Origin of the sequence: Streptomyces himastatinicus ATCC 53653 (assembly GCF_000158915.1) — a bacterium.
In the GTDB taxonomy this organism is placed as follows: Bacteria; Actinomycetota; Actinomycetes; order Streptomycetales; family Streptomycetaceae; genus Streptomyces; species Streptomyces himastatinicus.
On the sequence record NZ_GG657754.1, the window covers coordinates 6,159,094 to 6,175,241 of the forward strand.

15 protein-coding genes and 1 pseudogene are annotated in these 16,148 nt (G+C 72.0%); 7 read left to right on the forward strand and 9 right to left on the reverse strand.

The features are described from left to right. Positions 1–107: 107 nt before the first annotated feature. From SSOG_RS26240 to SSOG_RS26250, 3 genes are all read right to left on the reverse strand, one after another. The gene (locus tag SSOG_RS26240; protein WP_425385433.1) at positions 108–944 is read right to left on the reverse strand and encodes a purine-nucleoside phosphorylase; all 837 of its coding nucleotides are present in this window, start codon (positions 942–944) and stop codon (positions 108–110) included. A 75-nt stretch (positions 945–1,019) separates the two neighbouring features. Beyond that, complete coding sequence (locus SSOG_RS26245) at positions 1,020–1,997, reverse strand: hypothetical protein (RefSeq protein WP_245606383.1); 978 nt, start codon at positions 1,995–1,997, stop codon at positions 1,020–1,022. Between the two features lie 80 nt (positions 1,998–2,077). Next, on the reverse strand, positions 2,078–2,515 hold the full coding sequence (locus SSOG_RS26250; RefSeq protein WP_009717284.1) for a gamma-glutamylcyclotransferase family protein: 438 nt from the start codon (positions 2,513–2,515) through the stop codon (positions 2,078–2,080). Here SSOG_RS26250 and SSOG_RS26255 point away from each other — a divergent pair. Both SSOG_RS26255 and SSOG_RS26260 read left to right on the forward strand, forming a co-directional pair. Further along, positions 2,450–4,069: an NAD(P)H-quinone dehydrogenase gene (locus SSOG_RS26255; RefSeq protein WP_342634339.1), complete on the forward strand. Its 1,620-nt coding sequence runs from the start codon at positions 2,450–2,452 to the stop codon at positions 4,067–4,069. The two genes, SSOG_RS26250 and SSOG_RS26255, sit on opposite strands and share 66 nt — an antisense overlap. 126 nt (positions 4,070–4,195) lie before the next feature. Further along, positions 4,196–5,215: a DeoR/GlpR family DNA-binding transcription regulator gene (locus SSOG_RS26260; RefSeq protein WP_078510404.1), complete on the forward strand. Its 1,020-nt coding sequence runs from the start codon at positions 4,196–4,198 to the stop codon at positions 5,213–5,215. A gap of 26 nt (positions 5,216–5,241) precedes the next feature. Here the strand turns inward: SSOG_RS26260 and SSOG_RS48955 are convergent. Further along, positions 5,242–5,794: pseudogene (locus SSOG_RS48955) on the reverse strand (TetR/AcrR family transcriptional regulator). Between the two features lie 192 nt (positions 5,795–5,986). Between SSOG_RS48955 and SSOG_RS26270 the strand changes: the two are divergent. After that, positions 5,987–7,162 carry an alpha/beta hydrolase gene (locus SSOG_RS26270; protein WP_009717288.1) on the forward strand — a complete coding sequence of 392 codons (1,176 nt, stop codon included), beginning with the start codon at positions 5,987–5,989 and terminating at the stop codon, positions 7,160–7,162. 69 nt (positions 7,163–7,231) lie between these two features. On the opposite strand, the gene SSOG_RS26275 is transcribed toward SSOG_RS26270, so the two are convergent. Then, the gene (locus SSOG_RS26275; RefSeq protein WP_009717289.1) at positions 7,232–8,986 is read right to left on the reverse strand and encodes an acetyl/propionyl/methylcrotonyl-CoA carboxylase subunit alpha; all 1,755 of its coding nucleotides are present in this window, start codon (positions 8,984–8,986) and stop codon (positions 7,232–7,234) included. A gap of 354 nt (positions 8,987–9,340) precedes the next feature. On the opposite strand from SSOG_RS26275, the gene SSOG_RS26280 reads away from it, so the two are divergent. After that, entirely contained in the window at positions 9,341–9,793 is a 453-nt protein-coding gene (locus tag SSOG_RS26280) for a hypothetical protein (RefSeq protein ID WP_009717290.1), read from the forward strand. A 25-nt stretch (positions 9,794–9,818) separates the two neighbouring features. Here the strand turns inward: SSOG_RS26280 and SSOG_RS26285 are convergent, their stop codons facing one another. The 4 genes from SSOG_RS26285 to SSOG_RS26300 all read right to left on the reverse strand — a co-directional run bounded on the left by SSOG_RS26285 (position 9,819) and on the right by SSOG_RS26300 (position 12,535). Then, a complete protein-coding gene (locus tag SSOG_RS26285; protein ID WP_009717291.1) occupies positions 9,819–10,421 on the reverse strand; it encodes a Maf family protein in 603 nt (200 codons plus the stop codon). 57 nt (positions 10,422–10,478) lie between these two features. Then, positions 10,479–10,610: a morphogenic membrane protein MmpB gene (gene mmpB / locus SSOG_RS57555; RefSeq protein ID WP_257231925.1), complete on the reverse strand. Its 132-nt coding sequence runs from the start codon at positions 10,608–10,610 to the stop codon at positions 10,479–10,481. Positions 10,611–10,690: 80 nt separating this feature from the next. Continuing rightward, entirely contained in the window at positions 10,691–10,897 is a 207-nt protein-coding gene (locus SSOG_RS26295) for an acyl-CoA carboxylase epsilon subunit (protein WP_009717293.1), read from the reverse strand. A gap of 42 nt (positions 10,898–10,939) precedes the next feature. After that, positions 10,940–12,535 carry an acyl-CoA carboxylase subunit beta gene (locus tag SSOG_RS26300; RefSeq protein ID WP_009717294.1) on the reverse strand — a complete coding sequence of 532 codons (1,596 nt, stop codon included), beginning with the start codon at positions 12,533–12,535 and terminating at the stop codon, positions 10,940–10,942. Between the two features lie 172 nt (positions 12,536–12,707). Between SSOG_RS26300 and SSOG_RS26305 the strand changes: the two genes are divergently transcribed. The 3 genes from SSOG_RS26305 to SSOG_RS53940 all read left to right on the forward strand — a co-directional run. Beyond that, positions 12,708–13,598, forward strand: a complete 891-nt coding sequence (locus SSOG_RS26305; RefSeq protein WP_009717295.1) for a biotin--[acetyl-CoA-carboxylase] ligase — start codon at positions 12,708–12,710, stop codon at positions 13,596–13,598. 317 nt (positions 13,599–13,915) lie between these two features. Next, a complete protein-coding gene (locus tag SSOG_RS26310) occupies positions 13,916–15,001 on the forward strand; it encodes an adenylate/guanylate cyclase domain-containing protein (protein WP_234365447.1) in 1,086 nt (361 codons plus the stop codon). 96 nt (positions 15,002–15,097) lie between these two features. Continuing rightward, positions 15,098–16,148 (forward strand): cytochrome P450 family protein (locus SSOG_RS53940; protein WP_009717297.1); only part of this gene is annotated, 1,051 nt, incomplete at its 3' end.

The following is a 16,148-nucleotide window of genomic DNA, read 5'->3' on the forward strand; positions in this document are numbered from 1 at the left end:
CGGTCCAGGGCCCCGCCCCGGAGGTTGTCCAGGGCCCCGCCCCGGAGGCCCCGCACCGGCACCACCCACCGCACCGACCGCGCACCCGGGGGCGGAGCCCCCGGAAATCAGAGGCGGTCCAGCACCTGGGCCAGCAGCGCGCCCATCCGGGTGGCCGAGTCGCGGCCCGCCTGGAGGACCTCCTCGTGGTTGAGGGGTTCGCCCGTCATGCCCGCGGCGAGGTTGGTGACCAGGGAGATGCCCAGCACCTCGGCGCCCGCCTCGCGCGCGGCGATCGCCTCGAGCGTGGTGGACATGCCGACGAGGTCGGCCCCGATGGTGCGGGCCATGGTGATCTCGGCCGGGGTTTCGTAGTGGGGGCCGGGGAACTGGGCGTAGACGCCCTCTTCCAGGGTGGGGTCGATCTGCTGGCAGAGGGCCCGCAGCCGGGGGGAGTAGAGGTCGGTGAGGTCGACGAAGTTGGCGCCGACGATGGGGGAGGCGGCGGTGAGGTTGATGTGGTCGCTGATGAGGACAGCTTGGCCGGGGCGCATGCCGTCGCGGAGGCCGCCGCAGCCGTTGGTGAGGATGACGGTCTTGCAGCCGGCGGCGACGGCGGTGCGTACGCCGTGGGCGACGGCGGCGACACCGCGGCCCTCGTAGTAGTGGGTGCGGCCGAGGAAGACGAGGGCCCGCTTGTCGGCCAGTTTGTACGAGCGGATGGTGCCCGAGTGGCCCGCGACCGCGGGCGGCGGGAAGCCGGGCAGCTCGGTGACGGGGAACTCGTGCTCGGGGCTGCCGAGTGCGTCGGTGGCGGGGACCCAGCCGGAGCCCAGGACCAGGGCGACGTCGTGGGTCTCCGCACCGGTCAGCTCGCGCAGGCGCGTGGCGGCGGCGTCGGCGGCGGCGTGGGGGTCGGCGGGGCCGCCTTGGCTGTCCCTAGTAACAGATGCGTTCACGCGCACGAGGGTAGCCCCTCCTGGCCTACGCGCGTAGACGGCCTCCGTGGGTGGTGTTCGGATCGTTGCGAACGGGGCGCGCTACGCGGGGGCGGCGAGGCGCTCGTAGGACTGGGAGAACCGCTCCAGGGGGTCGCCGTCGGCGTTCCAGGGCCAGGGGGTCACCACGCCCGTGGTGGCGCGGAGGGCCGTCGTGGCTTCGCTCATGCGGCCGGACTTGACCAGGGCGTACGCCAGGACGTTGAGGTCGGCGAGGGCGGCGGCGTGACGCAGGAAGCCGGGCTGGGTCCATTCCTGGGCGGCCTGGTCGAGGACCGAGGCGACCTGCTCGCGCCGCCAGTGCTCCCCGGAGCTGATGGCCTCCATGCCGCCGGTGGCCATGGCGCGCTGGTGGCCGCGGACGATCGAGGTCAGCTCCAGGGCGGCGGCGGGGGCGTCGGCGGGCATGCGGCCGCGGACGGAGTCCAGCAGGTCGAGGAGCTGCACGGCGGAGCCGCACTCGTCGGGGGAGAGATAGCCGAGGACCTGGAGGTAGGCCTCGCGGTTCCACGGGTCGCGGGCCATGACCTCCTGCCAGATGGCCGACAGCTCGCGGTGGGGCCGCTGCTCGCGGCGCAGGGTGGCCAGGTGCACGACGTACGGGGTGGGGTCGGCGGGGACCAGCTCGGCGGCGAGGCGGCAGGCCTCGCGGGCGTCGCTCAGGTCGGACTGGGCCTGGAGCAGGTCGGACCAGGCGTGCAGCAGCAGGGCGCCCTGGTCGCGGGGGTGGTGACGCCGCCAGATCCCGGGCAGGGCGCGCCCCGCGGCGCCGGCGAGGACGGAGAGGCGGTGGGCCTTGCGGTCCCAGTCCTGACCGGCGTCCTCGACGACCCGGGAGACCTGGGCGATCACCGTGGTGTCGAGATCGCCGCGGTCCCAGCTCGTCTCGAGGCGTTGCCGGACCCGGCCGAGGGCGGTGTCGTCGAGTTCGGGGACCAGACGAGGACGGCTGCCCTTGCGGCGCCGGAAGACGGGCATATCGGTCGGCTTTCGGTGGTGGTGATCGAGATCAATCCGCATCCTCGACCGGGTCCCGCCGAGGAGAACAGGGGGACGGCCACATCGGCACGATGATTTCACCAGCCGCCCGCAAGCGGACGTCAGCAGGGCCGTTTACGGAGCTCCATGACGTAGTCGTGGGGCGCGCCCGCGGATTCGGCGGCGTCGGCGATCTCGCCGAGGTAGCGGGCGGCGGGCAGGCCGCCCTCGTAGCCGTTGAGGACGTACAGCCAGGCGGGTTCCTCGCCGTCCAGGGTGTGGACGCGGATCCGCATGCGGCGGTATATGTCCAGGCCGACGCCCTCCCAGCGGTCCATCGAGTCCTCGTCCATGGGGGCGATGTCGTAGAGGGCGACGAAGACCTGGGAGCGCGGGGCCTCGACGATGGTGGGGAGGGCGCCCTCCCAGCCCATCTGCTCCCCGCCGAAGGTCAGGCGCCAGCCGGTGATCCAGCCTGTGCCGCGCAGAGGTGAGTGCGGTGCGCGGCGGGACATCAGCCGCGCGTCGAGGTTGCCGGCGTACGCGGCGTAGAGCGACATGGATCAGAGGGTACGGGAGAGGGGTGGAAGCGCTCTTGGGGTGGCGGGTTCGTAGCGGGATGCGCACTCGAACCCCCGGGCGGAAGCTTAACGTGTGGGTACGGGACAATGGAGCATGTGACTCGGATCGTGATCATTGGTGGCGGACCCGGCGGCTACGAGGCGGCGCTGGTCGCTGCCCAGCTCGGCGCGGAGGTGACCGTCGTCGACTGCGACGGTCTGGGCGGAGCGTCGGTGCTGACCGACTGCGTGCCGTCGAAGACGTTGATCGCCACGGCTGAGGTGATGACGACGTTCGACTCTTCGTACGAGGAGTTGGGCATCATCGTCGCCGATGACACCCCGCCGCTGGAGCAGGCGGCCCGGGTGGTGGGCGTGGACCTGGGCAAGGTGAACCGGCGGGTGAAGCGGCTGGCGCTCGCGCAGTCGCACGACATCACGGCCTCCGTCACACGCGCCGGCGCGCGGGTTATGAGGGGGCGCGGGCGGCTGGAGCCCGCGCAGGGTCCGGACGGATCGCGGAAGGTGATCGTCCGGGCGGTGGACGGCTCCGAGGAGACCCTGGTCGCGGACGCGGTGCTGGTGTCGACCGGCGCGCACCCGCGGGAGATCCCGGACGCGCAGCCGGACGGCGAGCGCATCCTGAACTGGACGCAGGTGTACGACCTCGATGAGCTGCCCGAGGAGCTGATCGTGGTCGGGTCCGGTGTCACGGGCGCCGAGTTCGCGGGCGCGTACCAGGCGCTGGGCTCCAAGGTCACGCTGGTCTCCAGCCGCGACCGGGTGCTGCCGGGCGAGGACCCGGACGCGGCGGCGGTGCTGGAGGACGTCTTCCGGCGGCGCGGGATGAACGTGATGTCCCGCTCCCGGGCATCGGCGGTGAAGCGAGTGGGCGACCGGGTGGAGTGCACGCTCGCGGACGGGCGGGTCATCACCGGCAGCCACTGTCTGATGGCCGTGGGCTCGATCCCGAACACCGAGGACATGGGCCTGGAGGAGGCCGGGGTCCGGATGAAGGACTCCGGGCACATCCTGACCGACAAGGTGTCGCGCACCAGCGCGCCGGGCGTGTACGCGGCCGGTGACTGCACCGGCGTGTTCGCGCTGGCGTCGGTGGCCGCGATGCAGGGCCGGATCGCGATGTACCACTTCCTGGGGGACGCGGTGACGCCGCTGAACCTCAAGACCGTGTCGGCGAACGTCTTCACCGACCCCGAGATCGCCACCGTCGGCTACTCGCAGGCCGATGTGGACGGCGGGAAGATCGACGCCCGGGTGGTGAAGCTGCCGCTGCTGCGCAACCCGCGGGCGAAGATGCAGGGCATCCGGGACGGCTTCGTGAAGATCTTCTGCCGTCCGGGCACCGGCATCGTGGTCGGCGGTGTGGTGGTCGCGCCGCGCGCGAGCGAGCTGATCCACCCCATCGCGCTGGCGGTCGACAACAACCTGACGGTCGAGCAGATCGCCAAGGCGTTCACGGTGTACCCGTCGCTGTCCGGCTCGATCGCCGAGGTGGCGCGGCAGTTGCACACCCGCAAGTCGTCCGAGGGGTAGTCCGGACGAGTCTCCGGGGCGTGAGGTGCGCCCCTTATAGCAGCTTGCGCCCGCGCAGATGAACAACTTCTGCTAATTAGTGCAAGCTGCTGAAAACAGACAGTCGTTGGCGTTACTGTCAGTTTCGTGTTCGCTGCAGAACGTCGCCAATTGATCCTTGAAATGGTGCGTGCGAACGGAGCGGTGTCGCTCCGTGAGCTCGCCCGCGTCGTCCAGACCTCCGAAGTGACCGTACGGCGTGATGTGCGGGCGCTGGAGGCAGAAGGACTGCTCGACCGCCGGCACGGCGGTGCGGTGCTGCCGGGCGGATTCACCAGGGAGTCCGGCTTCCCGCAGAAATCCCATCTAGCGACCGCGGAGAAGACGGCGATCGCCGATCTCGCGGCCGGTTTCGTCGAAGAGGGCGAGGCCGTCGTGGTCGGCGCCGGTACGACCACGCAGGAGCTGGCCCGCCGGCTCGCGCGGGTCCCCGGGCTGACCGTGGTCACCAATTCCCTGCTCGTCGCGCAGGCGTTGGCGCATGCCAACCGGGTCGAGGTCGTGATGACCGGCGGCACCCTGCGCGGCTCCAACTACGCGCTGGTCGGCAGCGGCGCCGAGCAGTCCCTCCAGGGGCTGCGGGTCTCACGCGCCTTCCTGTCCGGCAGCGGGCTGACCGCCGAGCGCGGGCTGTCCACGTCCAACATGCTGTCGGCCAGCGTCGACCGGGCGCTGGTCCAGGCCGCGGCGGAGGTCGTGGTGCTCGCCGATCACACCAAGCTGGGCACCGACACCATGTTCCAGACGGTGCCCACCGATGTGATCACGCGGCTGGTGACCGACGAGCCACCCGCCCAGGACGACCGTGCGCTGACCGAGTTGCAGGCCCTGGCCGATCAGGGCGTGCAGATCGCGGTGGCGGGGCCGGGCGCGGGGTCCGGATCGGCCGGTGGCGAGGGCGGCGGCCCGCCGGGCGCGGCGCGCCCGGCGGGGCGGCTGGGCTCCTCGGCCCCGCGGACCGGTGAGGACGGGCTGCCGCTGCCCGGACCGCGCCGTAATCCGCACGGCCAGGGTCCCGGTGCCTCCCAGCTGCGCAGCGCGGCATCGCTGCCCGAGCAGCAGTCGTGCAGTGGCCGGTTGGCCGATCTGGCGCCACGGCGGCGCTGACCGGGCGGGATCGCAGGGGGACTGGTTCAGCGCGCCTTGAGTCCGGTGAAGGTCAGGGCGAGCAGCCGGTCCGCCAGCTCCCGGGTCGTCCGGCGACTGCTCGACGGCCAGCGCGATGGCGTTGGTCAGCTGCATCAGGTCGGCGATCACCACGTCCGGCCGGACGGCCCCGGTCTGCTGGGCGCGGGCGAGCAGTTCGCTGCCCGCCTCGCGCAGCGGCAGCCGGCAGCCGCGGGACAGCTCCGAACTCTCGTCGCCCGAGCACGCCATCAGGGCCTGGGCGAGTCCGCGGTAGGTGCTGGCGTGGTGGACGATCGCCCGCAGCCAGTCCACCAGCGCGGTGCACGCCTGGGGCGCCTTCGCCAGCTCACGGGAGCGCGTCAGCAGGGCGTTCATCTCGCCCTGGAAGACGGCTCCCATGAGCGCGGTGCGGTTGGGGAAGTGCCGGTAGAGCGTGCCGATGCCGACGCCCGCGCGACGCGCGATGTCCTCCAGCGAGGCGTCGGTGCCGTGCTGGGTGAAGGCGGTGCGCGCCTCGGCCAGCAGCCGCTCGTAGTTGCGGCGCGCGTCGGCGCGCATGGGGCGGGGGAGCGGTGGCGTGTGCGGCGGGGCTGTCTCGGTCGCCATCGCGGTCCTCCCTGCTGTGCCTTGCGGTACCTGCCTGTAAGACAAGCATGGCATGACGTGACATCGAGGTGACGGAGACCGTCATCTCCGGCGCGCGAGGAGGGGGAAACGGATGCGGATCAACGTCCGCGCCGGGCAACGCCCATGGGACTGACCAGCAGACCGCTGGAGTATGTGACGATCGCCACCGCCGTGGTGTGCGTCGCGCTCACGGCCTGGCTGTGGCCGCGCTTCGCCGGGCGGGGCGCCCGGGCGTGGCTGGGCAGGCTCGGCTCGCTGGCGGTGACCCAGTGCGCGATGGTCGCCGCGCTGGCGCTCACGGTCAACGCCCACTTCCAGTTCTACGGGTCCTGGGACGAGCTGCTGGGCCGGGGCGACGAGGCCCCCGCCGCGCTCTCGGACGTACCCGGTGGCGGGGCGGGCGCGGGCGGGGCGTCCGGGGCCCTGGTGGAGCCCGCGCCGCCGCAGGGTCTCGACCGGGTGCACGGACTGCCCGCCGGGCCGCCGGAGCGGACCGGCAAGGTCGAGTCGGTGCGGATCCTGGGCCGCCGCAGCCAGGTCGCGGGCCCCGCGTACGTCTCCCTGCCGCCGCAGTACTTCCAGCGGCAGTACGCCCGCCAGCGCTTCCCCGTGATCGTCGCGATCAGCGGCTACCCCGGCGGGTCCTTCCTGCTGGCCCAGCATCTGCGGGTGCCGCAGACCGCGGGTGATCTGATCCGCCGGGGGACGGTGCAGCCCGCCGTGATCGTGATGGTCCGGCCCACCATCGCCCCGCCGCGGGACACCCAGTGCGTGGACGTCCCCGGAGGGCCGCGGGCCGAGACGTACTTCGCGAAGGATCTGCCCGAGGCGCTGACGCGCCACTACCGGATCGGCCATGACCCCAGCGCCTGGGGCGTCCTGGGCTACTCCTCGGGCGGCACCTGCGCGCTTCAGCTGGCCATGCGCCATCCGCGGGTCTACTCCGCGGCGGCCGCGCTCTCGCCCGACTACCGGGTGGTCAACGATCCCACCACCGGGGACCTGTTCGGCGGCGGCCCGGCGGGGGAGCGGCGGATGCGGGAGCACGATCTGATGTGGCGGCTGCGGAACCTGCCGCGGCCCGAGGTGTCGGTGCTGGTGGCCTCCAGCCGCCGGGGCGAGTCGAACTACGGCGCGACCCGGTCGTTCCTGGCCGCCGTCCGGCCGCCGATGCGCGCCGAGTCGATCATCCTTGACCAAGGCAGCCACAACTTCCGCACCTGGCGGCGCGAACTGCCCACGGCGCTGCGCTGGATGAGCGGACAGCTGAGCTTCCCGCAGGACGTGGTGCGCCGGTGAGAACGCACGGGCCCCGGCCGTCCTGGGGACGGCCGGGGCCCGTTGCGTCGTGCGGGGTGGTGCGGGACGTCAGTCCTTGATCTCGCAGATGACCGAGCCCGAGGTGATCGAGCCGCCGACCTCGGCGCTCAGGCCCTTGATGGTGCCCGCGCGGTGGGCGTTGAGGGGCTGTTCCATCTTCATGGCTTCGAGGACGACGACGAGGTCGCCTTCGGCCACGGTGTCGCCCTCGGCGACGGCGACCTTGACGATGGTGCCCTGCATCGGGGAGGCCAGGGCGTCGCCGGAGGCGGCGGAGCCGCCCTTCTTGACCGCCTTGCGCTTGGGCTTCTTCGACCCACCGGCCGCCGGGGCGGAGGCCACGCCGAGGGAGGCGGGCAGGGAGACCTCCAGCCGCTTCCCGCCGACCTCGACCACCACGATCTCGCGCCCGACGGCCTCGTCCTCGTCGGTGGCGGCCGGGGCCGCGGCGAAGGGGGCGATGGTGTTGGTGAACTCGGTCTCGATCCAGCGGGTGTGGACCGCGAACGGGTCGCTGGTGAAGGCGGGGTCTGCGACCACGGCCCGGTGGAAGGGGATCGCGGTGGCCATGCCCTCGACCTGGAACTCCGCCAGGGCGCGGGCGGCGCGCTGGAGGGCCTGGGTGCGGGTGGCGCCGGTGACGATCAGCTTGGCCAGCAGCGAGTCCCACGCCGGGCCGATGACGCTGCCGGACTCCACGCCGGCGTCCAGGCGGACGCCCGGGCCGGTGGGCGGGGCGAAGGTGGTGACGGTGCCGGGGGCGGGGAGGAAGTTGCGGCCCGGGTCCTCGCCGTTGATGCGGAACTCGAAGGAGTGGCCGCGGATCTGCGGGTCGTCGTAGCCCAGCTCCTCGCCGTCGGCGATGCGGAACATCTCGCGGACGAGGTCGATGCCAGTGACCTCTTCGGTGACCGGGTGCTCGACCTGGAGACGGGTGTTGACCTCCAGGAAGGAGATCGTTCCGTCGAGGCCGACGAGGAACTCGACGGTGCCCGCGCCGACGTATCCGGCCTCTTTCAGGATGGCCTTGGAGGCGCGGTAGAGGTCGGCGTTCTGCTCCTCGGTCAGGAACGGTGCCGGGGCTTCCTCGACGAGTTTTTGGTGGCGTCGCTGGAGGGAGCAGTCGCGGGTGGAGACGACGACCACGTTGCCGTGGGTGTCGGCCAGGCACTGGGTCTCCACGTGGCGGGGCTTGTCGAGGTAGCGCTCGACGAAGCAGTCGCCGCGGCCGAAGGCTGCGACGGCCTCGCGGACGGCCGAGTCGTACAGCTCGGGCACTTCCTCCATCGTGCGCGCGACCTTCAGCCCCCGCCCGCCGCCGCCGAAGGCGGCCTTGATCGCGATCGGCAGGCCGTGCTGCTCGGCGAAGGCCACGACCTCGTCGGCGCCGGAGACGGGGTCGGGGGTGCCCGCGACGAGGGGGGCTCCGGCGCGCTGGGCGATGTGGCGGGCTGCGACCTTGTCGCCGAGGTCGCGGATGGCCTGCGGGGGCGGGCCGATCCAGGTCAGCCCGGCGTCCAGGACGGCCTGGGCGAACTCGGCGTTCTCCGAGAGGAAGCCGTAGCCGGGGTGGACGGCGTCCGCGCCGGACTCGGCGGCCGCGGCCAGCACCTTGGCCTGGTCCAGATAGCTGGCGGCCGGGGTGTCACCGCCCAGCGCATAGGCCTCGTCCGCCGCGCGCACATGAACGGCGTCCCGGTCCGGATCGGCGTAGACGGCTACGCTCGCGATCCCGGCATCCCGGCAGGCACGGGCAACACGGACAGCGATCTCGCCACGATTGGCGATGAGCACCTTGCGCACGATGGCTCCCTCCTTGAAACAAGCCGAGTTTAGGTACAGGCGACACCCCACGCCGAGGAGGACTCGGGCGTGAGCTTGACCACACGGAGCGTTAACCCTGCCCAGGGCAGACAGCCGAATCCCCCGTCGCTCCACGGTACGCCCGGTTTTCGGGCCCGAGGCGAAGTCCGTGCTGTGTCCAGGATCTCCGCCCCGCCGTGCTGGGGAGCTTCACGTTTCTTTGTGGGATCCCTACGAACGAGGGGCGGAAACTTTGCCGCACCGTCCTGCGCGGGAGAGCCCCTCGCACACCTCTTGTGGGGCGGCTTACCCGTTAGTAGCGTTCGCGATGTCGAACCGGAAGAGGTGGGCGGGGTGGCACGCAGACCAGTGGCCGCGGTGGCGGCCGTGACGCTGATGCTGGAAGCGGTCGGCATAGCGCTGCTGAACTGGATCCTGGGCCTGGTCGTGGACCGGCAGCAGATGTCCCTGGGCGGTATGGACACCGACGCGATGTCCGTGGGCACTTGGGTCGGCGGCGGCGTGTTCGGCGCCTATCTGCTGCTGTGCGGCGTGGTGCTGCTCCGCATGGCGCTGCGCGACCGCGCGCCCGGCCGTCTCGGCCGCATCCTCCTCGTCACCTGCGCGGTGACGCACGGCGTGGTGGGCGCGTTCTCGGTCGGCCTGGTGGGCTGGCCCGCGTTCGCGTGTCTGATGGTGGTGCTGGGGCTGGTGGTGCTCAGCCTGCTGGCGTACGAGCCGGAGGGCGCGCCCCGGGGCGGGACCGCCGAGGCCGAGGGCGGCCAGGACGCCCCCAGCCCCGCCTGAGGGCCTTTCAACGCATCGATGACTCTCAGGCCCAGAGGTCGGTGATGCCCACGCCGATCTCGGCCAGCAGCGTGCGCAGCATCGGCAGCGACAGCCCGATCACATTGCCCGCGTCGCCCTCGATGCCCTCGATGAACGGCGCCGAACGCCCGTCGAGCGTGAACGCGCCCGCCACGTGCAGCGGTTCGCCGCTCGCCACGTACGCGGCGACCTCGGCGTCGGTCGGCTCGCCGAAGTGGACCGTGGTGGAGGCGGTGGCCGAGGTGCGGCGGCCGCTCGCGGTGTCGATCACGCAGTGGCCGGTGCGCAGGACGCCCGCGCGGCCGCGCATCGACTTCCAGCGGGCGGTGGCCTCCTCGGCGTCCGCGGGCTTGCCGAGCGCCTGCCCGTCCAGCTCCAGCACCGAGTCGCAGCCGACGACGATCGCCCCGTCGGCCTCCGCGAGACCGGCCACGGCCGTCGCCTTGGCCTCGGCCAGTACTCGTGCCAGGTCGGCGGGTGTCCCGGCGCTCAGCGCGTCCTCGTCCACTCCGCTGACGATCACCTCCGGCGCGAATCCGGACTGCCGCAGCAGACCGAGGCGGGCGGGGGAGGCGGAGGCGAGGATCAGGGTGCGCTGGGCAGTCATGCGCCCAGAGTAGGCGCTGCCACGGGCCCGGTCAGGGGGTCCGGCTCAGAGCCCCGCTCAGGGGTGCAGCGTGAGCAGACAGGTGGCGATCATGATGGCGATCGCCAGGACGGCTCGGGCGCGGCGGAGCATCGCCTGAGCGCGCCGTAGATCTTCTGGCGGCTCATCGGGCGGCTCGGACCACAGCATGCGACCGATAGTGCGCCCGGACGGTCGCGTGGCGCCTGAGTACGCGTACTCAGGCGCCACGGCGCGGAGAACCATTTCCGTCAGGCGGGCCAGTACGTCGTGCGCCACGCCTTGGGGCCGGGCTGCGGGACGCGGCGGCTCGGGATGGTGCGGGCCGGATCGGACCACTCCTCCGGTACGCCCTCGCTCTGCGCGGCGGTCGACGCGGCCGCCGCGCGTGCTTGTACGACCGCCAGTGCGGCTGCCAACTCCTCTGGGGTGGGATTGCCCCGGACGATTCGGATCATGGAAACAGCCCTTCCTGAACCTAGAGGGGAGACCTAGGGGGCCTAGAGGGGGATGTTGCCGTGCTTCTTCGGGGGCAGTTGCTCGCGCTTGTTCCGCAGGGTGCGCAGCCCCCGAACGATGTGGCGGCGGGTCTCGGACGGCATGATGACCGCGTCGACGTAGCCGCGCTCGGCCGCCGTGTACGGGTTGAGCAGGGTGTCCTCGTAGTCCGCGATGAGTTCGGAGCGGGTCGCCTCGGGGTCGTCGGCGGCCGCGATCGTACGGCGGTGCAGGATGTTGACCGCGCCCTGGGCGCCCATGACGGCGATCTGCGCGGTGGGCCAGGCCAGGTTGAGGTCGGCACCCAGATGCTTGGAGCCCATCACGTCGTACGCGCCGCCGAAGGCCTTGCGGGTGATGACGGTGATGAGCGGTACGGTGGCCTCCGCGTACGCGAAGATCAGCTTGGCGCCGCGCCGGATGATGCCGTTGTACTCCTGGTCGGTGCCGGGCAGGAAGCCGGGCACGTCCACGAAGGTCAGCACGGGCACGTTGAACGCGTCGCAGGTGCGGACGAAGCGCGCGGCCTTCTCGGAGGCGCCGATGTCCAGGCAACCGGCGAACTGCATCGGCTGGTTGGCCACGATGCCCACCGGGTGGCCCTCGACCCGTCCGAAGCCGGTGATGATGTTGGGCGCGAAGAGCGCCTGGGTCTCCAGGAACTCGTTGTCGTCCAGGACGTGCTCGATGGCCCGGTGCATGTCGTACGGCTGGTTCGCCGAGTCCGGGATGAGGACGTCCAGCTCCCGGTCCTCGTCCGAGGTCTCCAGGTCGGCCTCGTCGGGGAAGGCGGGCGGCTCGGAGAGGTTGTTGGACGGCAGGTACGACAGCAGCGTCTTGACGTACTCGATGGCGTCCTTCTCGTCGCCGCCCATGTAGTGCGCGACGCCGGAGGTGGTGTTGTGGGTGCGGGCGCCGCCCAGCGCCTCGAAGCCGACGTCCTCACCGGTGACCGTCTTGATCACATCCGGTCCGGTGATGAACATGTGCGATGTCTGGTCGACCATGACCGTGAAGTCGGTGATCGCGGGCGAGTAGACCGCGCCGCCCGCGCACGGCCCGACGATCAGGCTGATCTGCGGGATCACCCCGGAGGCGTGAACGTTTCGGCGGAAGATCTCGGCGAACAGGCCGAGCGCCACCACGCCCTCCTGGATCCGGGCGCCGCCGCCGTCGTTGATCCCGACGATGGGACAGCCGGTCTTCAGCGCGAAGTCCATCACCTTCACGATCTTCTCGCCGTAGACCTCGCCCAGCGAGCCGCCGAAGATCGTGAAGTCCTGGGAGTAGACGCACACCGGGCGCCCGTCGACCGTGCCGTAACCGGTCACGACCCCGTCCCCGTAGGGCCGGTTCTTCTCGATGCCGAAATTGGTGGAGCGGTGCCGGGCGAACTCGTCCAGCTCCGTGAAGGACCCCTCGTCGAGGAGCAGGTCGATGCGCTCGCGCGCGGTCAGCTTGCCCTTGGCGTGCTGCTTCTCGACCGCCCGCGCGGAGCCCGCGTGTGTCGCTTCTTCGATGCGGCGCTGAAGGTCCGCGAGCTTCCCCGCGGTGGTGTGACGATCTGGAATCTCGGGGGCAATCTCCGGCTCGGACATCGGGATGCGGCTCCTGCTCGTCCTGGGGGTGGATTCTGGGACCGTGACGCTGAGGTGTTCTGGGGGGTTGGTGGGGTTTGTGCTAGCTGGGCTACCGGTCCGTAGCGTATCGGCGCCACCGCTGGGTGGCACTGCGTCGTTGGCCACACCTCCTGGTCCTAGGCTGGCCCGTATGACGTCATCTGACACCCCCGGGGGCCCAGGAGATCCACGCGGTCGCTGGACGGACCTGGAACGGCCGCCGCTGAAGGCGGCCGCCCTGAGCCGCGCCCTGGTACGCCCCGGCGGGCTGTGGACCGAGCTGGAGGTGGTGGAGGCGACCGGCTCGACCAACACCGATCTGGTGGCCCGGGCCGGGGCCGGCGCCCCGGAGGGCGTCGTCCTGGTCGCCGAGGAGCAGAACGCCGGGCGCGGCCGTCTCGACCGCACCTGGACCGCCCCGGCCCGGTCCGGCTTGTTCTTCTCCATTCTGCTGCGGCCCGGCGCCGCCGGCGTCCCCACGTCCCGCTGGGGCTGGCTGCCGCTGCTCGCCGGGCTGGCGAGCGCGGGGGCGCTGAGCCGGGCGGCGGGCGTGGACACCGCGCTGAAGTGGCCGAACGACCTGCTGGTGACGGTCGGCGGTGAGGAGCGGAAGTTCGGCGGGATCCTCGCCGAACGGGCCGACGACGCCGTGGTGATCGGTATCGGCCTGAACGTTTCCCTGCGCGCCGGTGAACTTCCCGTGCCGACGGCCGGTTCGCTGGCCCTCGCGAACGCGATCTCCACCGACCGCGACCCGCTGCTGCGGGCCGTCCTGCGGTCCATCGAGCAGTGGTACGGGGAGTGGCGCCGCTTCGAGGGCGACCCCGCGGCGTGCGGCCTCCAGGAGGCGTACGCGGCGGGCTGTGCGACCTTGGGACGACGGGTCCGCGCGGAACTCCCGGGCGGCGGGGCGACCGTCGGCGAGGCGGTCGCGATCGACGGCGACGGTCGGCTGGTGCTGGCCTCGGACACCGGGGTGCAGGAGCCGGTCTCGGCCGGTGACATCGTGCACCTGCGTCCCGCGTCGCCGGAGGAGCAGTGACTGGAGAAGTAAGGGCTGGAGTGCAGAGTGAGCTAGGGCACACCTGACGTATCGTGGTGGCGGTCCGTCCAGTTCGGGGCGGCCGCGGGCCGAACCGGAAGAAGGAACGTAAGGGCAGTGCGCACGGATCGGACAGGGGGCGGGCGGTGACCGCCGACGACGCGGGTTCCGGCACGGCCGAGGGGCACGACGCCCGGGACGCCGCCGCGGAAGCCACCGCCGGAGAAGCCAACGCCACCGCTGCGGAGGTCGCCCCCGTACGGGAGTCGGCCGTACCGGAGTCGGCCGTACGGGAATCGGCAGACGCCACCGGGGCCATCGAGGACCCCGAGGCCGTCGAGGAAGACGACGCCGACGCCCCGGACCCCATCGCGCTCCGGCTGGAACAGCTGATCCTCGGCGCCGAGCGGCGCTACACCCCCTTCCAGGCCGCCCGCAGCGCGGGCGTCTCCGTCGAACTGGCCACCCGCTTCTGGCGCGCGATGGGCTTCGCCGACATCGGCCAGGCCAAGGCGCTCACCGAGGCGGACGTCCTCGCCCTGCGCCGGCTGTCCGGTCTGGTCGAGGCGGGGCTGCTGAGCGAGCCCATGGCGATCCAGGTGGCCCGGTCCACCGGGCAGACCACCGCACGGCTCGCGGACTGGCAGATCGACTCCTTCCTGGAGGGGCTCACCGAACCCCAGGAGTCCGGGATGACCCGGACCGAGATCACCTATCCGCTGGTCGAGCTGTTGCTGCCGGAGCTGGAAGAGTTCCTGGTGTACGTCTACCGGCGGCAGCTCGCCGCCGCGACCGGCCGGGTGGTGCAGGCCGCGGACGACGCGGAGATGGTGGACCGGCGGCTCGCGGTCGGCTTCGCCGACCTGGTGAGCTTCACCCGGCTGACCCGGCGGCTGGAGGAAGAGGAGCTGGGCGAGCTGGTCGAGGCGTTCGAGACCACGGCCGCGGACCTGGTGGCCGCGCACGGCGGCCGGTTGATCAAGACCCTGGGCGACGAGGTGCTGTACGCGGCCGACGACGCGGGCATCGCCGCCGAGATCGCGCTGCGGCTGATCGAGACCCTCACCCATGACGAGACGATGCCCGAGCTGCGCGTCGGGATCGCCTTCGGCACGGTCACGACCCGCATGGGCGACGTCTTCGGGACGACGGTGAACCTGGCGAGCCGGCTCACCTCCATAGCCCCCAAGAACGCGGTCCTGGTGGACGGCGCGTTCGCGGAGGAGCTGAGCCACACCGGGGAGGCCCCGGTGTCGGAGGCGGAGGCCGCGGAGGCGGCCGCCAAGGCCGAGAAGGAGGGCCTGGAGCCGCCCTCGTACCGCTTCGCGCTCCAGCCGATGTGGCAGCGGCCGGTGCGTGGCCTCGGGGTCGTGGAGCCGTGGCTGCTGAGCCGCCGCGGTTGAGCCGCCGCGGTCGGCCGCCGGTGCGGCGGTTGATGAATCTCACCAAACGCTGAAGTCGGCACGAGGCGAAAAACCGGTCCGCTAGCGTACGTCGGCATGATCGACGACCCGGCTGAAGCGGGCTCCGAGGCGGCCGCTGTGCCTCTGCACACGCCCGAGTTCGCCAAGGACCCGTCCGCCGTCTACCGGCGACTGCGCGAGACGTACGGCCCGCTGGCGCCGGTCGAGCTGGACCCGGGCGTCACCGCGACCCTGTGCGTCGGCTACGACACCGCGCTGGAGATCCTGCGCCGCCCCGAGACGTTCTCCAAGGACCCGCGGCGCTGGCGGGCGAAGAACGAGGGCCGGGTCCCCGACACCAGCCACGCCGGGCAGCTCATCCGCTACCGGCCGCAGCCCACCGCGGTGGACGGCGAGGAGCACCAGCGGTACCGCAACGCCATCGACGACTCCACCAGCCGCATCGACCCGGGTGCGCTGCGCGGCTACGTCGAGCGGATCGCCGACTCCCTGATCGACCAGTTCTGCGACGCGGGCGAGGCCGATCTGATCGGCGAGTACTGCGCGCTGCTGCCGCTGCTCGTCCTCGGCGAACTCTTCGGCTGCCCGCGCGAGATCGCGGACCGGCTCTTCACCGGACTCGCGCACCTGTTCGACGGTACGGAGGTGGCGGAAGCCGACCGTACGATCACCGCGGCGCTCCAGGAACTCGTCGCCCTCAAGCGCGCCCGGCCCGCCGCCGACGTCACCTCCTGGCTGATCGCCCACCCCGAACGGCTCGTCGACGACGAACTCGTCGAGCAGCTGATGCTCCTGACCGCCTCCGGCAGCGACCCGGTGATCAACCTGATCGGCAACGCCCTGCGCGTGCTGATGACCGACGACCGGTTCGCGGGCGGCCTCTCCGGCGGCAGCATGCTCGTCGAGGACGCCCTGGACGAGGTGCTGTGGACGGACCCGCCGCTGGCCAACCTCGCGGTCCACTTCCCGCGCCACGACGTCACCCTGGCCGGGGTGCGACTGCGCGAGGGCGAGCCGGTCGTGATCAGCTTCGCCGCCGCCAACCAGGACGCGTTACGGGTCTCCGACCGCAACCGCGGCAACCGCGGCCACCTGGGCTTCAGCGCCGGGCCCCATATGTGCCCCG